We start from the raw sequence: 20,502 nt of genomic DNA, 5'->3' as shown, positions 1-20,502 counted from the left end.
AGGCCTTTCAACCAGGGAACGGCGCGGGGATGCGATCAGGTGTGCCAGCACGCGTCCCGCGCGGCTAGCCCCAAGGTCGGCATTTTGCCGGAAATGACGATGGCGCCCCTGGCTTTGAGGACGGCAGTCAGCCACCGGCCTTGGCGGGCGCTGTATCGGCCTGGGCCTCGGTCTGTTCCACCGACCAGCCGCCGCCCAGCACGCGGTACAGCGTGACGATGGAGGTCAGGTAGTTCAGGCGACTCTGCACCAGGCTGTCCTGGGCGCTGAACAGGGTGCGCTGGGCCGTCAGCACGCTGACCATGTCAGCGGTGCCGCGCTGGAACTGCCCGGTGGTGCCGCGCAGGGCCACGTCGGCCGAGGCCGTGGCCTTTTCCTGGGCGCCACGGATGTCGCGGGTGTAGCGCACCCCGGCCAGCGCATCCTCGACATCGGAGAAGGCGGTGACGACCGCCTTCTGGTAATCCGCCGCCAGCTCCTCCACCCGGGCGCGCTGCACGTCGGACTGGGCCTGCAGGTTGCCGGCGTCGAACACCGTCTGGCTGAGCGAGGTGCCCAGCGACCACAGCTTGCTGGCCGGGTTGAACAGGTCGCCCAGCGACTCATTCTGATAGCCGTAGCTGCCGGTCAGGCTGAGGCTGGGGTATTGCTGGGCGATGACGCTGCGCAGGGTGGCATTGGCGGCGATCAGCTGTGCTTCGGCCGAGGCCACGTCCGGCCGGCGGGTCAGCAGGGTGGACGGCAGGTTGGGCGCCACCTCGGGCTCCGCCAGGCCGCTGAGGGTGGTGCCCTCGATCTTCAGCTGTTCCGGCAGCACGCCGACCAGCACGGCCAGCGCGTCGATCTGCTGCGCCAGGCTTTGCTCATATTGCGGGATGGCGGCGCGCTCGCCCTCCACCACGTTCACCTGGTTGGCCACGTCGACATCGGTGGCGGTGCCGGCGCGGGCGCGGGCCTGGATGCCGCGCAGCACGTCCTCGGCATCGCGCAGCGACTGGCGGGCCAGGGCCAGGCGGTCCTTGTAGGCCAGCGCCTGGAAGTAGTCGGTGGCCACCGTGGCGATGGCCGTCATCAGCACCGTCTGCTTGTCGTAGCGGCTGTAGTTCAGGCTGGCCTTGGCCGATTCGAAGGCGGACCGGTTCTTGCCCCAGAAATCCAGCTCGTAACTGGCCGACAACTTGGCCGAATAGTTGCTGCTGATGTTGTTGCGGGTGATGAAGTTGCCGTTGCTGACGGTGGTGGTGCCGCCGCCCGTTTGGCTGCGGGTGCGCCCCGCACTCGCCGTCACCGTGGGGAACAGGGTGGAGCGTTGTTCGTCCACCGTCCCCTCGGCCTGGCGGATGCGGGCCACCGCAGCGCGCACGTCGAAGTTATTCGACGCCACGCGGGCGATCAGGCTGTCCAGTTCCGGCGACTTGAATTGCCGCCACCAGTCGGCGGCGATTTCCGTACGCAGGGTCGCGTCCTTGGCGGCGTCGCCGGTCACCGTTTCGCGATAGGCCGCCGGCTGCGGCGTTTCCGGCCGTTCATAGTCCGGCCCCACGGTGCAGCCCGTCAGCGCACCCGCCATGACAAAGGCCAGCAGGGGCCGCTTGGCGACGGACGAAAGCAGGGAACGGGACGACCGGTGGCGCAGCATCGCGGGACGTGATCCAGGAAGGGAGGCCAGATGGAAACGCGAAATGGGAACAGACCCGGCGCCCTTCTTTTCACACCGGAAGCCCCCTGTCACGGACGAACTGGGCCTGCGCCCAATTGGCCCAGCCACCAGCGGGCGAAGTGGAACGCCCACCCCCGTGACCGCCCGATGGTACGAAACAAAAGCCGCCAACCTGTCGGGAAAAATGGACACGGGGCTCGGCCATTTGCCGCCCCGCCACCATCCGGTCAGCGCGCCTGAGGCCAATGCACCGATACTTACCGCCGGCTCATGCCGGCGATAATCGTATCCAGCATCACGTCCAGGTCGGCGTGCATGTCCAGTGTGCGGTCCAGCAAAGTCCAGCGCATGACCAGGCTGTGCTTCATGCCCGAAAGGATCCAGCCTACGCGTTCCACATCGGTGTCGGGCGAGACCTCGCCCGCCGCGATGCCTTCGCGGATCAGGGCGCAATAGATGCGGTGGGGCCGCTGCAGGCGTTCCGCCAGCAGGCTGCGCATATCGGGACTGTCGGCCAGCACCTCGCGCGAGAACATCAGCGACGACAGCGCCGGGATGCTTTCAGCCAGACCCAGCCAGGTGTGCATGACCTGTCGCAGGCGGGCCATGGGACTGCCGGCACCGTTCAGCGCTTCCTGGATCGGTGGGGCGATGCGGTGGGAGAGGCTGTCCAGCAGCGCTTCCCACATGGCGCGCTTGGTGGGGAAATGGCGGAACAGCGAGCCCTGGGCCATGCCGATGCGACGGGCAATGGCCGTGGTCGTGGTGCCGCCGGGCCCCACCTCATGCAGCAGTTCCAGGGCGGCGGCGATGATCTCCGCCCGGCGGGTATCGCCCGCCTTGCGCTGGCGCCCACCGGGGCGGCCGTCGGGACGCTCTCCGGAGGTGTCATCTTCCATCACCGCTGTCTCACCCTGGCCCATTGCCGCCCCCCGGGTCACGCTGGCGGCGCGCTGGCGGCGCCGGCGGCCGTGGTCGTCTCCCCGGCCTGCCAGCCGCCGCCCAGCGCCTTGTAGAGGGCGATGGTCTGCTGCACCAGGGCATAGTCGCTCTGCGCGACGGCGTCCTTGGACGTGGCCAGGGTGCGGTCGGCATCCAGCACGGTCAGGAAGTCGGCCAGGCCGGCGCGGTACTGCGACCGGGCGCGGTCCTGCGCCAACTGGGCGGCGTCCAGGGCGCGGTGCAAGGTCTCGTTCCGCTGGCGCTCGTTGGCGTAGGCGACCAGCGCGTCCTCCACCTCCTGGAAGGCGGTCAGCACCGTCTTGCGGTAGGTGAGGCGCGCCTCTTCGGCCTGGGCCTCGGCATCCTTCACCCCAGCCTTCAGGCGGCCGCCATCATAGATGGGGCCGCTGAGGGTGGGGCCCACGCTCCAGCCGAAGCTGTCGCCCTGCAGCAGCTTGCCGATGTCGGGGTTGAGGAAGCCGCCGATCAGGCCCAGCGACAGCTTGGGGAAGCGCGCCGCCTCCTTCACGCCGATCTGGGCGTTGGTGGCGGCCATGGTGCGCTCGGCGGCCCGGATGTCGGGACGGGCCCGCACCACCTCGGACGGCAGGCTGGCCGGCAGGGAGGGCGGCAGGGGTACCTCCGGTCCGGCGGTGGTGAGCAGGCTGTCCACGTCGGCGGGGGTGCGGCCGGTCAGGGTGGCGATGGCGTGGGCCCGCTGGGCCGCCTGGGTCGCCAGCGACGGCAGTACCGCCTTCTGCTGTTCCAACTGGCCGTCAGCCTCCGCCAGCTGCAGTTCGGTCGCCAGGCCCACCTTGTACTTCGCGGCCGTCAGGTCGCGGGTTTCCTGCGACAGGCGCACGTTCTCGTTGGCGATGACGATGCGCGCCTGGACGGACCGCAGGGCGGCGTAGTCAGTGCCCAATTCGGCCAGCATGGACATGACCAGCGAGCGCCGGTTCTCGATACCCGCCTCGATGTTGGCGTCGGCCGCCTCGATGCTGCGGCGGGTGCCGCCGAAGAGGTCCAGTTCCCATGAGGCGTCAAAGCCCGCCAGGAAGATGTTGCTGGTGCCGCCGAGTGAACCGGTCGCCCCCGGGGGCAGGCGGTTGCGCATGGCCGCGCTCTCCCCCTTCACGCTGGGGTATTGGGCCGCCGCTGCCTGCTGGCGCTGGGCGCGGGCGGACAGAATGCGCTGTTCCGCCACCTTCAGGTCCAGGTTTCCGGCGACCACATCGGCCACCAGCTTGTCCAGCGTGGGATCGTGGAACTCCGTCCACCAATGGGCCAGCACGGTGGGGTCGGTATTGACCTGGGTCTTGCCCGCCACCTGGCCCGTCGCTTGGGTGGTCGTGGCGCTCCACGCCGTGGGGGCGTCGGCCGCCGGCGGCTGGTAGTCCGGACCCAGGGTGCAGGCGGCGGTCAAGGCCAGGGCCGCCGTGGCGGCCAGCAGCCGGGCTCGGCGCGGAAGCGGGAAAAGGGGAGTGGAAGCGGGCATCAGGGTCACTCCGCGGCGGCGGGCTTGGGCGCCGCCTTGGTGGATTTCATGAAAAAGGCCAGGGGCACGACGCAGAAGGCGACCACGCCGGATATGCGGAAGACGTCGACGTAGCCCAGGATGGCCGCTTGGCGCACCAGGGCGCGGTAGATGCCGCCCAGCGCTGAGGAGTCCATCTGCGAGGGCGTCAGCCCGTGGCCAGCCAGGCCGTTCATCCAGGCCTGCTTGGTCATCTGATAACCCATGTTCAGGTCCGACAGGTGTTCGACCAGATAGGCCTGGTGCACCTGCGACCGCTGGGTCAGATAGGCCGTGACCAGGGCGATGCCGATGCTGCCGCCCAGGTTGCGCGACATGGCGTAGAGGGCGGCGGCGTCGCCGTTCATCTCCCGCGGGACGGAGGCGAAGGCCACCGTGCTGATGGGGATCATCAGCAGTGCCGTGCCGAAGGTCTGGGCCAGGCGCATGCTCATCAGGTTCAGGAAGCTGACCTGGGGCGTGATGGTGCCCGTGTAGAACATGGCGATGCCCAGCAGGAAGAAGCCGGTTGCCACGATGAAGCGGGCCTGGAACTTCTTCAGCAGCACGCGGGTGATGATGGGAATCATGAACAGGATCATGAAGCCACCGGGCGACAGGATCATGCCCGACCAGGTGGCGGTGTAGCCCAGCTGGGATTGCGCCAGCTGCGGAATCAGCACGGCGCTGCCATAAAGGGTGGCGGCCATGATGCTGATGAACAGGGTGCCGATGGCGAAATCCTTGTTCTTCCAGACCCGCAGGTTGACGATGGGATCGGGCCGGTCCAGCAGCCAGACGACGGCGCCCACCAAGCCCAGCACGGCGCCAACGCCGAAAGCCTGGATGAAGCCGCTGGAAAACCAGTCCTCCTGCTCGCCCCGGTCCAGCACGATCTGCAGGCAGGCGAAGCCGGCGGCGATCAGCGACAGGCCGACCACGTCGATGTTGCGCTTGCCCTTGCCGGCACCAGCCTTGGCCCAGGGCGGATCCTCCACCACCGCCGAGATGGCGAAGGTGGCGATGACACCCACCGGCACGTTGATCAGGAACACCCAGCGCCAGCTGAAATTGTCCGTGATCCAGCCACCCAGCGTCGGCCCCATGATGGGGGCGGCGATGATGGCGACGGCCGTGACGCCGAAAGCGGTGGCGCGCTTGGCCGGCTCGAACGTGTCCAGCAGGATGGACTGCTGGTTGGGCTGCAGGCCGCCGCCGAAGAAACCTTGCATCAGGCGGAAGATGATCAGTTCCGGCAGCGAAGTCGACAGGCCGCACAGCAGCGACGACACCGTGAACATGATGATGGACAGCAGGAAGTAGTTCTTGCGCCCCATCATGCGGCCCAGCCAGCCGGACACGGGCAGCACGATGCCGTTGGCCACCAGGTAGGAGGTCAGGGTCCAGGTGCTTTCATCCGTGCCCACCGACAGGCTGCCGGCGATGTGCGGCAGGGCCACGTTGATGATGGTGGTGTCCAGCACCTCCATGAAGGTGGCGACCGTCACCACCATGGCGACAAGGTAGGGGTTGTGCTTGGGGCGCCAGGCCGACGCCCCGTGATCCGCCTCGGGTGGGGGAAGTCCTTCGCTCACCGCCGCCCCCCTCAGTTCAGGTTGACGGTAGGTTCGACCGACAGGCCCAGGGGCAGGGGGTGATCGGCGGGCAGGCCGCCCGTCACCTTGATCTTGACCGGCAGGCGCTGGACGATCTTCACGAAGTTGCCGGTGGCGTTTTCCGCCGGGAAGGCGGTGAAGCGCGAGCCGGTGCCCATCTGGAAGCTGTCGACGGCGCCGGTCAGCTTCAGGTCGGGGAAGGCGTCGACATCAATGTCGACCGGCTGGCCCACGCGCATGTGCTTCAGCTGGTTTTCCTTGAAGTTGGCGACCACCCACACCTCCGGCGTCACCAGCGTCATGGCCGACTGCGACACCTGCAGATAGTTGCCCTTTTCCACCGCGCGCTTGGTCACCCAGCCATCCTGCGGCGCCACCACGGTGGTGTAGGACAGGTTCAGCTCCGCCTGGGCCAGTTCGGCCTGGGCGGCGGCCACCTGGGCCTCCCACTGCTTCACCTGAGTGGCGGCGACCTCGATATTGCGCGGCGCCTGCTCCGCCGAGCGCAGCTTGGCGTCGGCGTCGGCCAGCTGGGCCTGGGCGGTGCGGAATGCCGCCTGGGCGGCGTCGATCTGCGACTTGGTGGTCGCGCGGACGTCGATCTCGGTCTGGCGCGCCAGGTCGGACTTCGCCCGGACCAGCGTGGCCTCGGCCTGGGCGCGGGCGGCGCGGGCCTGGTCCAGCTGCGCCGGGTAGGAGACCTGGGCGATTTCCAGGTTGGTCTGCGCCTGCGCCAGCTGCGCCTGCGCCAGTTGCAGCTGCGCGGCGTCGCGGTCGCGGGTGTTCTGGTAATCGCGGGGATCGATGCGGAACAGCAGGTCGCCGGCCTTCACCTTCTGGTTATCCTGCACCGCCAGCTCGATCACCAAGCCTGAAACCTTGGGCGCCACCGTCACCACCCGGCCCTCGGTGAAGGCGTCGTCGGTGGATTCCTTGCCCCGGCCACTGAGCCAGAGGACGACGCCACCGACCACGATGATGGCCAGCACGCCGAAACCGATGATACGCGGCAGGGGGGAACGCTTGGGCGGAAGGGCGGTGGGCGCGCTGGTCATGATGGTCCTTTGGTCCCTGATCGTTGAAGGCCGGATCGGGCTTGGGCACCCGGGAGGGGTGCTAACGCCTTGGGCCCGGCCTGGCCGGGTCAAGGAATGGGGATGTGTGGAAGGTGCCGCGAAATCCTGCGGCGCGGAAACTGCTTGCAAGCAAGTTATTGCTTATGGTTCCGGAACGCACCTAATGAGGATGGCGCAGATCTGGGATGCGGCAAGCGCCAACACCGTGAGATGTGAGCGCAGGCCCGTACGCCCGGCCAAAACCTTAAAATTCCAGGCCATTTTCCGCGATGACGCCACCTCGCTTATCACCAGCTGGAGGCGCCTGTCAGCGGCGGCGATCACAGGGTCAGCCGACGACGCTAGATGCCCAGTTCGCGGTTCAGACGGGTGGTGCCATAGATCTTGGTCAGCGCTTCCTTCACCGCCCCGACCGACACCCAGACGGCGCGGTTGGAGTTGTCATCGAAGCCGAAATCACCGCCCAGCGACTGGCTGTTGCCGTCGAAGATCATGCCCACCACCTGGCCGTCGGTGTTGACCACCGGCGAGCCGGAATTGCCGCGCACGATGTCGTTGGTGCTGACGATGTTCAGCTTGCGGCCGAAGTCCACATCGTTGCGGGCACGCAGCCAGGAGCGCGGCAGGGCCAGGGGTTCCGCCCCGGTGGCGCGGCCATAGGCCTCGCCCATGGTGGTGTAGTAGCGCACATGGCGGCCGTTCTCGTCATAGCCCTTCACCGTGCCGTAGGACACGCGGGGGGAGAAGGTGGCGTCCGGGTAGGCGCCGGTGCCCTTGGCGGCGAAGACGACCTGGGCGATGACACCGGCGTTGCGCCGTTCCACCGCTTCCACATTCACCTCCACGTCGCGCCGGATGGCCAGTGCCTGCTTGTCCACCTCCTGCGCGAAGCGGATCAAGGGGTCGTGGCTGTTCTTGATGGCCTCGATGCCGCCCATCAGCAGGCGCTTGCGTTCGTTGGGGTCGGCCAGGCGGGTGCCGTCCACCAAATCGCTGGCCATCTTCTCCGCCGTCTGCGCGCCCAGCACGTCGCGCACCAGGGGATCGTCCGGCCCCAGCACCCGCCGCAGCTGGACCAGCCAAGCGCGCAGCAACAGCTTTTCCAGGTCGTTGGAAATGGGTGCGTTCGCCAGCAGGCGTTGGCGGGTGAAAGGGATGCCGGCGTCGGTGAATTCCTGGAATCGCTTGATGTCGGGCAGCTGGCGCTGTTCCGCCGCGCGCACCAGCAGGCGGGCGTAGGCAAACAGGTCGGATTGGGGCCCGCGTCCCTCCTCCACCACCTCCATGCGGTCGGCGACGGCGCGGTAATGGCTCACGGCCTGGGCAATGGCGGCCCAGGGATCGCCGAAGCGCTGCTGGAACTGCGGGTCGGCGGCCACCTTGGCCCGCAGCTCATTCTCCGCCCGCCTGCGGCTGTCGATCAGGCCCGGATTGACCAGGGCGCGGAACTGACCCAGGCGGGCCTTGTAGGCGTTTTCCACCGCGAACAGCTTGGCGAAGGCCACGCGCGCGTGTTCGGCCCCCTCGGCGGAGAATTGCAGCAGCAGGCCGCGCAGCTCTGCCAGATAGACCAGGCATTCCGGCAGGACGACGTCGCGGTCATATTCCAGTTCCGCCACCGTATCGAGGCGTTCGGTGGTGCCGGGATTGCCCGAAGTGAAGACCAGGTCGCCCTCCTGCGCATCCCGGGGGGCGTAGGCGAAGTAGTTGGCCTGGGTGTTCAGGGGCGCGCCATGCTCGTCATAAACGCGCAGGAAGGCCACATCCAGGTCAAAGCGGGGGAATTCGAAATTGTCGGGATCGCCGCCGAAGAAGGCGATGTCTTCCTCGGGTGAGAACACCAGGCGCACGTCCTGGTAGCGGCGGTATTTGTACACGTCGTAGACGCTGCCCCGGTACAACTCCACCACGTCGCAGCGGATGGCCTCATCCCCGCCAGCGCAGTCACGCTGCAGCTTGGCCAGCACCTCGCGCAGGGCGCGACCATAATCCTGGCCCTCACGGCCCGCCACCGCCTCCCTGACCTGGGGGGTGACGTCGGTGATGCCCACCAGTTGGTTGGCTTCCACGTCGGGGCATTTCACCTCGTCCTCCGGCTTGGCGGCGTAGAAACCGTCCTGCACCAGGTTGTTAGTGGGTGAGGACAATTGCTGCAGGCAATCGCGGGTGCAGTGGTGGTTGGTCTGGACCAGGCCGGCGGGAGAAACGAAGGAAGCGGAGCAGCCCCGGGGCAGCCGCAGGGACGCCATGCGGAGATGGTCCAGCCACTGGGCGGTAGGCTCGAAGCCGTAGGTCTCCTGGACTTTGGCACTGGGGAAGTGGTTGAAGGTCCACAATCCCTCATCGGCGCGGGCCCCGAAAGGCGTGGAGGCGAAAAACCCGGACAAGCAGCCGCCTACCACAGCCACCCTAAGCCCCGTACGCATGGTCCCTGTCCCTTGCATGCCCGTTTGTACCTCTTGATCCCGGCCTCCCCGCCGGGCGGTACATTCTCATGAGCATACCCCTAAGCCAGATGCGGGCGGGACAGGATTTTGTAACGGAAGTGCAAATGTCGCGGCCCGGAACGCGAAAACCCCAGGGAAAGCCCTGGGGTTCGCGTGACGCCTATTCCAATGAACAGGGACTTCAATGACAGGGACAGGGGCTGGCCCGTCAGTTGACGATGCGCCAGGACCCGTCAGGCTGCCGGCAGGCGGTACCCACCTGCTGGCTGGGCTGTCCCGCCACGGTGATGGTGGAGGTGTATTCGCGGCAGTTGGCCTGGTCATAGGCCGGCTTGGCCGCCACAGCCTGGACGGGCTGTGCCACCACCGGCGGCGGCGCCTGAACCACGGCCGGGGCCGGCGCTACATAGGCCGGAGGCGCGTAGTAGGGATAGGGTGCGTACGCCACGGGGTAGGGCGCCCAGTAAGGGCCGCGCCAGCGCCAGTAAGGGTCATGCCAATAGGCGCCGTAATAACCCGCCGGATAAAAAGGGCCGACGCCGATACCAACGCTGACGAAGGTGCGGGCGCTCGCCGGGGCGGCGCCGCCGGCCAACGCCAGCAAGGCCACCACCAGCGACATCATCACCAGGAACGGAGCCTTGAACACGCGCTGCATGATCATCCTCTTTCAGACGGCGGAGCCGCCGATGCGGTACTCCGCCCCAAGCCGCCCTTGGTCACGTCAGGTAAGGGCCCCGGGGCGCTCGGGGCCATCCCTGCCCTATAATACGGGATTATGGCCTTTACCTGACGGCCCGGCGGGTGCGGCATTTGGTTTACCTACTCCGATGCCCGCGCATGGAAAAAGGCCCGCGGTATGCATCCGCCGCCCCTCCCCCACCCCTGGTTCTCAATGGGCGCCCAGCTCCTTGGACAGGCGGTTGGCTTGGTAGACCTTGGCCAGCGCCTCCTTCAGGGCGCCGACCGAGACCCAGACGGCGCGGTTGACCGAACCGTCATAGCCGTAGTCGCCGCCCAGCGACTGGATGTTGCCGTCGAAGATCAGACCCACGACTTCCGCGTCCTTGTTGATGACGGGGGAACCGGAATTCCCGCCGATGATGTCGTTGGTACTGACGGCATCGAACTTCTGCGCGGGGTTGATGGCGTCCTTGGCCTTCAGCCAGCTGTCGGGCAAGGCGAAGGGGAAGGCGCCGGTGGCGCGGTCGAAGGTGCCGCCCATGGTGGTGAAGGGCGCCACGTGCTGGCCGTTCTGCTCATAGCCCTTCACCGTCCCGTAGGAGACGCGAGGGCTGAAGGTGGCGTCCGGGTAGACGGACGTGCCGTGCACCTTGAACATGGCCTGGGCGATGTAACCAGCGTTCTTCTGCTGCACGGCCGACACGTTGGCTTCGACATCGCGGCGGGCGGCCAGGGCGTCGGCGTCCACCAGCTTGGCGAACGTGATCATGGGATCGGTGGAGGCGTCGAGGGCCGCCTGGCCGCCTTCCAGCAGGCGCTTGCGCTCCGCCGGGTCCCCCAGGCCGGAGCCCTTCACCAGTTCATCCGCGATCTGCTGGGCAGAGCGGTTGCGGAAGACCTTCCGCACCAGGGGGTCATCCGGGCCCAGCTGGCGCTGCATGTAGACCAATTGCATGCGCATCAGCACCCGTTCCAGCTCCGGATAGACCGGGCTGTTGGACAGCAGGCGCTGGCGGATGGAGGGGAAGTTGGCGTCGGTGTATTCCCGCAGGCGCTTGCCGTCCGGCAGGGGTCGTTCGCTGGCGGCGCGCACCAGGTTGCGCGCATAGGTGAACATGTCGGACTGGGTGAAACTGCGGCTGCCCTCCAGCACCTGATAGCGGGTGGCGACCACGGCGTAGTGGTCCACCGACTTGGCGATGGCCGCCCAGGGGTCGCCGTACTGCTGCTTCAACGCCGGGTCGGCGTCGATGAGCGCCTTCAGCGCCGCCTCCTCCTTGCGTTTGGCATTGATCAGGGCCGGGTCGACCAGGGTCTGCAGCCCGCCGTACAGCGCCTTGTAGCTGTTCTCCAGGGTGAACAGCTTGGTGCGTGCGATACGGGCGTTCTCCTCACCCTGAGCCGTGAACTGCAGCAGGATGCCCCGCAGTTCCGACAGGTACAGCAGCCGGTCGGGCAGGGCATGGTCGCGCTCATATTCCAGCTCGGCCACGGTGTCCAAGCGCTCCGTCCGGCCAGGATTGCCGGAGGTGAAGACCAGGTCCCCCTCGTTCGCATCATGGGAAGCGTAAGGGAAATAGGTCGCCTTGGTGTTCAGCGGCTTGCCGTCCTTGTCGTAGACGCGGACGTAGGAGACGTCGAGGTCGTAGCGCGGAAACTCGAAGTTGTCCGGATCGCCGCCGAAGAAGGCGATGTCCTCTTCCGGCGCGAACACCAGGCGCACGTCCTGATAGCGATGGTACATATAAAGGTTGTAGGCGCCGCCGTGGTAGAGCTCGACCACGTCGCAGCGGGTGTCATCGGCGCCGCCGGTGCATTCCGTCTGGATGGCGGCCTGCACCTCCTTCAAGGCGGCGGAGAAGGCATCGCCCTCCTTGCCGGCGGTGGCGGCGTTCACCCGCTGGGTCACGTCGGTGATCTGGACCAGCTGGTTGACTTCCATATCGGGGCACTTGGCCTCGTCCTTCAGTTCGGCCGCGTAAAAGCCGTCTTTGATATGGTTGTGGTCGGCGGTGGAGACCTGCTGGATGCAAGCGCGGGCGCAGTGATGGTTGGTCTGCACCAGGCCGCTGGCGGAGACGAAGGCGCCCGAGCAGCCGCGCGCCAGGCGGACCGAGGCCAGCTGCACCCGTTCCAGCCACTTCGGGTCCGGACTGAAGCCATAGGCCTGCTTCACTTTGGCGCTGGGGAAATTGTTGAAGGTCCACATGCCTTCATCGGCGCCGGCCACCGTGGGCACCAGCAGCAGGCCAGCCAAAGCGGCGGCCAAAACGGTGACCACCGGGGCGCTCAACGACACGCCCTTCAGGAAATCGCGCATACCAGTAAATTCCTCACGACAGGTCGATCCCGTGCCCCGCAGCCGGGTTTTCCGACTTGCAGCATGTCTGTCGTGGGATTGCAAGGTTGGCGGCGGCCCCTTAGGCCGCCAGGTCACCCATCATCATATCGGGCTGGGCGTCCGGAAACTCCGGTGCCTGGTCGAAGGGCGCCATGGCCGACAGACTGTCGGTACGGAAGAAATAGACCATGTGGCTCTTCAGCGGCGTGCGACCCGGCGGCGGCGGGGCGTTGCGGTCGCGGCCCCAGCGGCGGGGATCGACCACCGTCAGCCCGTATTCCGGCAGCGCCTGGCGCTTCTTGGCCAGGGCCACCAGCCGGGCCTTGAACACCTTCAAGTCGCTTTCGGCGCCGACACGCAGGCGCAGCTTCTCAATGTTCATCTTGAACGCGCCCTGGTTGCCGCAATGGGCGCGCGCAATCTCGTACAGCCGCTTTTCCGTGGGCGACAGCTTGAAGTAGTCGGGGTGGTAGGTGAGGATTTTGCGGTCCTTGACCACCGCCCGGTACAGCCAGTCGCACAGTTGCACCGTCAGCGACTTCATGGTCTTCCCACCATCCTTGTCGCGACGGTAGTTGATGCGGTAGTCCAGCACCCACGAGAAGGCGCCCGTTTCCCCCTCGCCCCCTGTCTCCAGGTTGGTCAGCACCTGGGTGGACTGCAGGCGCTTCAGCGCGTCCTCCAGCCGTTGATAGGCGGTGTTGGTGGCGTGGATGCCTACCACGCGGAAAAAATCATGGCCGGTGAAGGTGAGGCGCGGGCTGACCGGTTCACCCCGGTTCAGTTTGTCCTGGATCAGGGAGACGAGGTAGATCAGCACCTCCTTGTCCCAGATGTTGGCGACGCCGTGCTTGGTGCCGGTGACCTCGATGCGAACGGTGCCGTCATCGTAGACCGGCAGCTCCGTCACCGTCTCCTTGCTGAGGGCGAAGAAGTTGAAGACCATGACCAGGCGGTCGTTCTTCACCTTGCCGATCAGGGGGCTGTCCAGGGCCAGGGCCAGCTGGCTGCCAGCCATCGGGGCTTCCACCATGGCCGGCGCGGAAATCCTGTCCGCAGTCCCTGTCATCGTCCCCGCCATTGTCGCCACCCCTCACACAGCAGGCCCCATCCACCATGGATAGGGCGTTCGGACTCCGGATGATGAACGCGGCCAATCGTCACCGCCAACGGCAAAAACACGCTTGGTTGCCGATCCCTTGAGATTCTGGCGGTGCCACCCCCAAAATCTGGTGTCCACGTCGAGTCGATAGGATCGCAGGTATCCGAACCCGTGAGCTTCGGTAACCGAACCCTTGAATCGACTCGGGATAGACTTGGCCGACTCATCACGGCGGGTTGAAATCAGCCGGACTCGGGCCCATGGTGAGTCGGATCGCGGTATCAGAGTCCGGAACCGGACCGCCCAACCTCCCGAACTCAAGGGAACCGCAACCGGGATTGAGGGAACGGCAACCAAGATCAAGGGTATGGCAACCGACTCCGGTCGACTCGCCCTGTTTTCCCTCAAGGGTTCGGATACCGTTTTTCCCAACTCCAGGGTTTGGAAACCAACGGCCAAGGGTTCGGTGACCCGAGACTCCAGGGTTTGGACTCCGCAGCCCCAGGGTTCGGAAACCGGGAGTCGCGGGAATGGTTACCAAATGCGTCATTAAGCTATTGGGAAAACGGCATTTTCTGTCGCTGTAACAGTTAAACCCTATATCTCTTTAACCCTGAATCCTTTTAAAGAAACTATCCACAGGCCAGCCTTTCCGGGACACGGACAATGGCCACGGGATCAAGCTTTGCGGGTTCCACAGCTGGCTTTCCCCTCAAGCTCACTCCCCGATCGATGCGCGCTCGTCATCGGTATTTCAGAGAAAACCCAGGAAATGCGCCATTTCCGACGGGACACCTCATCCGTTGGAATTGGTATCCGTTCCCTTGAAGATCGGGGTGCGCCCAATAGAAGATCGCCACGATTTGCAGTTCCGATCGCCCCGCTTTCAAGGTTACAGTTACCAAAGGCGGTGGCTCAGCCAATTGATGAAATCCCATCAGCGAATTTTTTCGCCTAATCGGCAAAAAATCGATGATGAGTCAGTTATCCGCATATTTGCCTGAAGATCGCGGTTGGCGTCCGGATCGCCGTTGGGCATTATCCGGCCATCTCTGGCAGCCCCTCGGATACACCAATGACCACCGATGTCAGCGCGCCCGCCGATAACGCCATGCCGGCCGGCGACGACCCCTTGCAAATTTTCCTGGACCACTCGGAAGGCTGTGACGCCATCCAGCGCAAGATCATCGAGGTGCAGGCCTATCCCGGCCACGCCAAGAGCCTGCGCCTATTTCCGACCTCGGAAGCGGCCCGGCTGATCCGTATCTCGGAGAGCCACCTGCGCGCCCTGCTGAAGAACGAGCAGTTCCCCCAGGGCACCGTCATCGGCGGCAACAACCGCCGCGGCTTCACCCTGGCGGAGGTGAACCAGATTCGCCGCCAGCTGTTCCAGCAGACCGGTGACGTGCGCTATCGCGTGGGTCGCGATCGTGAAGCGGGGGAAAAGCTGTCGGTCATCACCGTCGCCAACTTCAAGGGCGGGGCGGCCAAGACCACCCACTCCGTCCACTTGGCGCAGTACCTGGCTCTGCAAGGCTATCGGGTGTTGATGATAGACCTCGACAGCCAGGCCAGCGCCACATCGCTGTTCGGTTTCGTCCCGGATGAGCAGTTCGACCGGTTGGATACGCTGTACCGCCTGTTCACCCTGGACGACAGCCAACGGATCAACGATCTGCGGCCGCTGATCCAGAAGACCTACTGGGACGGGCTGGACGTCATCCCCGCCAACCTTGGCCTGTACTCCACGGAGTTCGAAGTGCCGGTGCGGCAGATGCGCCAGCGGGAACTTCGCTTCTGGCGCATCCTTGCCGACGCCCTGCCCAGCATCGACCAGGATTACGACATCATCGTCTGCGACTGCCCGCCATCGCTCAGCTACCTGTCGATCAACGCCGTCATGGCCGCGAATTTCCTGCTGATTCCCATTCCACCCAGCATGCTGGATTTCAGTTCCGCTGGCCGCTTCTTCCGGATGGTCTATGAAACGCTGTCCACCTTGGCGCAAGCCGAAGGCGGTCGGGTGAAGACCTTCGACGCCGTGCGCCTGCTGGTTTCCAAATACCAGACGGCCGATGGCAACCAGAGCCAGTTGGTGAAGTGGATGGGCAGCATCTTTGCCGACACGCTGCTGGAGAACCGCATGGCGCTGACCACGGGTCTGGATAGCGCCGGCAACCTGAAGCAGAGCTATTACGAGCTCGAGGCCAGCGACGTGAACCGCCGTACCTATGAGCGCGGACTGGAATATCTGAACAACGTGAACGCCGAGATCGAGCGGGTTATCTGGGACATCTGGAAGCGCACGCCGGCGCGGGAGGGAACGCGATGAGCCGCAAGGACAGAATGGCCGAACTGGACAATGCCATCGGCGACCTGACCGCCACTCGGGCGGCGCGGCCCGTTTCCCCCCGATCCGCTATCCCAATCGTCAACCAGATCGAGAGCGTGTTCCAGGACAGTGCCAAGGAGCTGGAGACGCTGCGCGACAGTGGACGCGTATTGCTGGAGCTGGATCCGGCCGACATCCATAGCACCCAATACCAGGACCGGCACACCGCCGCCTTCGCCGATGCCGCCTTCGCCACCCTGGTGCAGGACATCCTGCGTCATGGCCAGCTGGCACCGGTGCTGGTGCGCCCGGCGGCGGACGGCAACGGATATGAGCTGATCGCCGGTCATCGCCGGACGGCGGCCTGCCGTCAACTGGGTCGCAAGGTGGTGGCGCGGGTGATGCAGGCGGACGACCGCGATCTGCTGATCAAGATGGTGCAGGAGAACGAGGCCCGCGCCGACATCTCCGCCTACGAACGGGCGGTGCAGCTGAAGACTGTGCTGGATACCGGGCTGATGAGCCGGGCTGAGTTGATGGAGCGGCTGGACTTCAGCAAGGGGCATCTGTCCAACCTGCTGAAGTTCGCCGAGCTGCCGGCCACGGTGGTTGCGGCCCTGGATGATCCGAGGCCGTTGAAAATCAGCGATGGGGCCAAGCTGGCTCGCCTGATGGCTGAAAGCGAAGAGGTGGCCGCCCGGGTGGAGGCAACCGCCGCCGAACTGAGCGGGAAGGGGGCGGATGATAATTTGAGCTTCGCTGCCCGTCTGCGTGCCCTGATGGCAGCGGCGCAGAGGGAAGGGGTCCCGGAACCGGAACTGGCTGGGGAGCGGGTCATCCGGTCCCGTACAGGCCAAGTGCTTGTGCGCCTGTCGTTGCATGAGGGGCGGCCCATCCTGCGCCTGGCAGCGGGGTTGCCACCACAGGCCTTGGATGCGCTGTTCGCCCAGTTGCCAGAGGCACTGCGCCGCTGCGGCCTGGATGTGCCGGATTAAGGGTTCGCCTTATCTGTACGGCCAGGGTTCATCCCTGCGGTTTTTCTGAAAAAACTTCGGAACGGCCCCGTCCCCGCGACGGGGCTTTTTTCTTTAAACCGGGACGGCAAACGGGGCGCCTCTTCAAGGGAACGGTTACCGAAGTTTTTTCAGAAAAACCGGCGCCGGAGGGCGGGCCAGAGCGGCTGGATGTCATTCCACCATATAGGCGCGGTAGGCGTCCCGGCCGGAAATCTCCAGGACCAGCCGGTCACGGTGCAACCCATCCAGCAAGGTGCGGGCGGCCGTTCCGCTCATGTCCAGTGCCTGGGCCAACCGGCCGGAGGTGACCACCGGCTGGGCCAAGAGAAAGGTTGCCACCTGTGGCCCCCGCGAGGTGGAACGCTTGGGCCGCAAGGCCTCCGCCAGCCTAACCTCGGCCAGGCGCAGACGACGCAGCAGTACCTCGCCCCGGGCCAGGCCGCGGGCGGCGGCGCTGAGGAAAGCCAGCAGCCAACCTTCCTGCCGATCCGGCCGATACTCCAGGGCATGACCCAGGAAGCCGATGGAGGGCATCAGCACCGGACCGCCGGCGAAGGCAGGATGGGTCGGGCTGACGAAGGTATCTGAACCCTCGAAGGTCGCCCCATCCAGATTATGACGACGGGCCATCACCAGGCCCTGACGGGCGGGCCACCAAGCCGCCAGCAGCCGGCCCAGGGCGGCGCCGGCGCTGCGGTCGGCCCGTACCCGATGCCAGTGGGCCAGGAAACCAGCCGCACCGGTGAGCGCAGGCGCGGCCCGGAGGCGTGTCAGGTCATCGGGGGCCAAGGCGGCCTGCAACACGGCCCAACGCTCCTCCGCCTCCACATCGTCGGCTGCCCCATTCCATAGGGAAAAGCCGGTGCTCCGAGTCAGGCGCGTCCGGTCCAGCGCCGCCAATCGACGGGGGGTGTAAAGATGCCGGGGATGGCGGGCCACGATGCGGCGCACGAGATCATAAAGGGGCAGGGCCTGGGCCAAGTCAGGGTCGGGCGCACGGTCAAGGCTGTCCCAGGCCAGCAGGCGCAGGTCGGCTGTGTCGATAAGGACGCCGTTCAGGCGGGCGGAGGCCGCCGCCTCCTCAATGGCCATGCGGTTGATCCAGCCTGCGGCGACGGCGCGACTGCTTGCGGCCAGCCCACAATCCAGCCGCACGAGGGCGGCAGTGGCTCCCTCCAGCGCCAGCAGCTCCGCTGCGGTGTAGGGCTGATTAGGGCCGCCGCCACCTTGTGGAGCGGGGGCGGGGGGGGACGGGGGCTCAGCGATGGCCGGGTCTTGGATTTTGGCCGGGGCATAGGGGTTCCCGGGCACATCCCACCAGTCTTGGCTCATCCTATTCCCCCACACGGCGTCCCCAGAAACATTGGAGATGTACAGGGTGGAAAGCAAGTTATTAAGGATTTAGCTTTTCTCTGATGGAACGAGCACCCCAGCGGTCCGGCATCAAAGGTATTTGATGATCTCGGCCATTTCCGACAGCCGTGCCCGGGTCTCAATGGGCAAGGGGCCGGTGGCCTCCTCCAGATGATGCTCGATATGGTGCAGCACCAGGGCGATCTTGGCCTTGTCCACCGCCTTGACCACGGCCTGCAGCTGCTGGGCGATGGTCAGGGCATCGCGCCCCTCTTCCACCATCTGCACGATCTTGGCGAAATGGCCTTGCGCCCGCTTCAGGCGGTTCAGGATGTCGGGGGTGGTGGCGTGCGTCATCCCTTGACTCCTATCCCCCCAGGGGGGTCAAGTCAAATCACCTATGGGAAATGTCGGGCGATGTGCCGCCGTGTCAGTGAAACCGGCCGGCCGGAGCCCCGGGATTTGACCGCAAGAGCCGGGATGTCGGGGCCGGGGACCAGGGGTACATCAGAGGCAGGAACGACACCATATCAGGATGACGACCATGCCGCCTGTCACCGCACTCCCTATCCCCGCACTTCAGGTCCCGATGACATCCGCCCCGACCCGCGCCCCTCTCGAGGCCGACGCCGATCCACGTTGGCAGGCGCTGCTGAACCGGGACGCCAGCCAGGACGGCCGCTTCGTCTATTCGGTGAAGACCACCGGCGTCTATTGCCGGCCCTCCTGTCCCTCACGCTTGGCCAAACCGCGGAATGTCGCTTTCCATGATAGCTGTGCCGCGGCGGAGCGGGCAGGCTTCCGTGCTTGCAAGCGCTGCAAGCCGGACCAGCAGGGCATCGCCCAGCGCCAGGCCCAGCTGGTGGCGGAGGCCTGCCGCAGCATTGAGACTGCAGAGGAGGCGCCGGGCTTGGAACAACTAGCTGACCAGGCCGGCCTCAGCCCCTATCATTTCCACCGCGTGTTCAAGGCCGTCACCGGCCTGACGCCCAAGGCTTATGCCACGGCCCACCGTGCCCGCCGGGTGCGGGACGAGTTGAGCCGCCCCGGCGTCACGGTCACCACGGCCCTCTATGATGCGGGTTTCAACGCCAGCAGCCGGTTCTATGAGGCGGCGGAGGGCATGCTGGGCATGCGACCGGGCGACTACCGTGCCGGTGGCGCCAATGCCGACATCCGCTTCGCCGTCGCCCAGTGCAGTTTGGGTGCCATCCTGGTGGCGCGCAGCGAGCGCGGCATTTGTGCCATCACCTTGGGCGATGATCCGGACATGCTGGTGCGGGACCTGCAGGACCGTTTCCCCAAGGCGCGGCTGACGGGCGATGATCCGGAATTCGACGCCCTGGTCGCCCGGGTGGTGGGCTTCGTCGAGGCGCCGCGACTGGGCCTGGACCTGCCGCTGGATGTGCGCGGCACTGCCTTTCAGCAACGGGTGTGGCAGGCGCTGCGCGCCATCCCCGCGGGGGAAACGGTGAGCTATGCCCAGGTGGCGGCCAGCATCGGTGCGCCCAAGGCAGTGCGGGCTGTCGCCCAAGCCTGCGCCAGCAACGCCATCGCCGTCGCCATCCCATGCCACCGCGTGGTGCGAACCGATGGCGCGCTGTCCGGCTACCGCTGGGGCGTGGAGCGCAAGCGGGCCCTGTTGGCGTGCGAGAGGGTGTGATGGGGGACATGGGCTCCCGCGATGCCGGCTGCGATGGCATTGCCAGCATCGACGGCTATGACTGGTCAGCGATTTCCACCGAATTGGATGCGTACGGTTGCGCTGTACTTCCCGGGCTGCTGAATCCCGAGACGTGCGGGGAATTGTCGTCCCTGTACGCGCGGGACCACGGCTTCCGCAGCCGGGTGGTCATGGGCCGGCACGGCTTCGGCATGGGCGAGTACAAGTATTGGGCCTACCCCCTGCCGGGCCCGGTACAGGCATTGCGCATCGGTCTCTACTTCCGGCTGGCGCCGCTGGCCAATCGGTGGAACCAGCGACTGGGGGAGGAAGTGCGCTATCCGGACAGCCACGCCGACTTCCTGGCGCTGTGCCATCAGAGTGGCCAGGTGCGGCCCACGCCGCTGCTGCTGCGGTATGGGCCGGGCGACTATAACTGCCTGCACCAGGACCTGTATGGCGACTGGGTGTTCCCCTTGCAGGTGGCCGTCCTGCTGTCGGAACCGGGGCGGGATTTCACGGGCGGGGAGTTCGTGATCACCGAGCAGCGGCCGCGTATGCAGTCGCGGGCCGAGGTGGTGCCCCTGCGCCAGGGTGACGGCGTCATCTTCGCCGTCCACCACCGGCCGCTGTCAGGAACGCGAGGCACCTACCGGGTGAACCTGCGCCACGGCGTCAGCCGACTGCGCACGGGCCAGCGGCACACGCTGGGTATCATCTTCCATGATGCTGTTTGATGCTCTGGCATCCGCGG

General features: G+C 66.1%; 15 protein-coding genes. 4 read left to right on the top strand and 11 right to left on the bottom strand.

All coding sequences use genetic code 11. The annotated features are described in order from the left end of the window. Nucleotides 1-127: 127 nt before the first annotated feature. From FBZ87_RS02960 to FBZ87_RS02920, 9 genes are all read right to left on the bottom strand, one after another. The gene (locus tag FBZ87_RS02960) at nt 128-1,639 is read right to left on the bottom strand and encodes an efflux transporter outer membrane subunit (RefSeq protein WP_145608864.1); all 1,512 of its coding nucleotides are present in this window, start codon (nt 1,637-1,639) and stop codon (nt 128-130) included. Between the two features lie 278 nt (nt 1,640-1,917). Next, nucleotides 1,918-2,559: a TetR/AcrR family transcriptional regulator gene (locus tag FBZ87_RS02955; protein ID WP_186454537.1), complete on the bottom strand. Its 642-nt coding sequence runs from the start codon at nt 2,557-2,559 to the stop codon at nt 1,918-1,920. A gap of 38 nt (nt 2,560-2,597) precedes the next feature. After that, the gene (locus FBZ87_RS02950; protein ID WP_145608862.1) at nt 2,598-4,100 is read right to left on the bottom strand and encodes an efflux transporter outer membrane subunit; all 1,503 of its coding nucleotides are present in this window, start codon (nt 4,098-4,100) and stop codon (nt 2,598-2,600) included. Nucleotides 4,101-4,105: 5 nt separating this feature from the next. Beyond that, nucleotides 4,106-5,713, bottom strand: coding sequence for a DHA2 family efflux MFS transporter permease subunit (locus FBZ87_RS02945; protein ID WP_211106824.1), 1,608 nt, complete (start codon nt 5,711-5,713; stop codon nt 4,106-4,108). An 11-nt stretch (nt 5,714-5,724) separates the two neighbouring features. Further along, nucleotides 5,725-6,789 (bottom strand): HlyD family secretion protein, encoded by a 1,065-nt coding sequence (locus FBZ87_RS02940; protein ID WP_145608861.1) that lies wholly within the window; start codon nt 6,787-6,789, stop codon nt 5,725-5,727. Between the two features lie 362 nt (nt 6,790-7,151). After that, a complete protein-coding gene (locus FBZ87_RS02935; protein WP_246134201.1) occupies nt 7,152-9,197 on the bottom strand; it encodes a S46 family peptidase in 2,046 nt (681 codons plus the stop codon). A 268-nt stretch (nt 9,198-9,465) separates the two neighbouring features. Continuing rightward, nucleotides 9,466-9,915 (bottom strand): hypothetical protein, encoded by a 450-nt coding sequence (locus FBZ87_RS02930; RefSeq protein ID WP_246134200.1) that lies wholly within the window; start codon nt 9,913-9,915, stop codon nt 9,466-9,468. Nucleotides 9,916-10,149: 234 nt separating this feature from the next. Then, nucleotides 10,150-12,261, bottom strand: a complete 2,112-nt coding sequence (locus tag FBZ87_RS02925; RefSeq protein ID WP_145608859.1) for a S46 family peptidase — start codon at nt 12,259-12,261, stop codon at nt 10,150-10,152. A gap of 100 nt (nt 12,262-12,361) precedes the next feature. Beyond that, a complete protein-coding gene (locus tag FBZ87_RS02920) occupies nt 12,362-13,300 on the bottom strand; it encodes a replication initiator protein A (protein ID WP_145608858.1) in 939 nt (312 codons plus the stop codon). 1,159 nt (nt 13,301-14,459) lie between these two features. Between FBZ87_RS02920 and repA the strand changes: the two genes are divergently transcribed. Both repA and FBZ87_RS02910 read left to right on the top strand, forming a co-directional pair. Beyond that, nucleotides 14,460-15,716 carry a plasmid partitioning protein RepA gene (gene repA, locus FBZ87_RS02915; protein ID WP_145608857.1) on the top strand — a complete coding sequence of 419 codons (1,257 nt, stop codon included), beginning with the start codon at nt 14,460-14,462 and terminating at the stop codon, nt 15,714-15,716. After that, nucleotides 15,713-16,711 (top strand): ParB/RepB/Spo0J family partition protein, encoded by a 999-nt coding sequence (locus FBZ87_RS02910; RefSeq protein ID WP_145608856.1) that lies wholly within the window; start codon nt 15,713-15,715, stop codon nt 16,709-16,711. Before repA ends, FBZ87_RS02910 begins: the two co-directional genes overlap by 4 nt. 192 nt (nt 16,712-16,903) lie before the next feature. Here the strand turns inward: FBZ87_RS02910 and FBZ87_RS02905 are convergent, their stop codons facing one another. Next, nucleotides 16,904-18,064: a hypothetical protein gene (locus tag FBZ87_RS02905; RefSeq protein ID WP_145608855.1), complete on the bottom strand. Its 1,161-nt coding sequence runs from the start codon at nt 18,062-18,064 to the stop codon at nt 16,904-16,906. A gap of 111 nt (nt 18,065-18,175) precedes the next feature. Further along, nucleotides 18,176-18,442, bottom strand: coding sequence for a metal-sensing transcriptional repressor (locus FBZ87_RS02900; protein ID WP_145608854.1), 267 nt, complete (start codon nt 18,440-18,442; stop codon nt 18,176-18,178). 232 nt (nt 18,443-18,674) lie between these two features. Here FBZ87_RS02900 and ada point away from each other — a divergent pair, with 232 nt between their 5' ends. Then, on the top strand, nt 18,675-19,748 hold the full coding sequence (ada, locus tag FBZ87_RS02895; RefSeq protein WP_145608853.1) for a bifunctional DNA-binding transcriptional regulator/O6-methylguanine-DNA methyltransferase Ada: 1,074 nt from the start codon (nt 18,675-18,677) through the stop codon (nt 19,746-19,748). An 8-nt stretch (nt 19,749-19,756) separates the two neighbouring features. Beyond that, nucleotides 19,757-20,485, top strand: coding sequence for a 2OG-Fe(II) oxygenase (locus FBZ87_RS02890; RefSeq protein ID WP_211106823.1), 729 nt, complete (start codon nt 19,757-19,759; stop codon nt 20,483-20,485). Nucleotides 20,486-20,502: the final 17 nt, after the last annotated feature.

It is taken from the genome of Nitrospirillum amazonense, from assembly GCF_007828035.1.
Taxonomy (GTDB): Bacteria; Pseudomonadota; Alphaproteobacteria; order Azospirillales; family Azospirillaceae; genus Nitrospirillum; species Nitrospirillum amazonense.
Note: the sequence above shows the minus strand (reverse complement) of the source record. Positions and strands in the feature narration are given on the sequence as shown.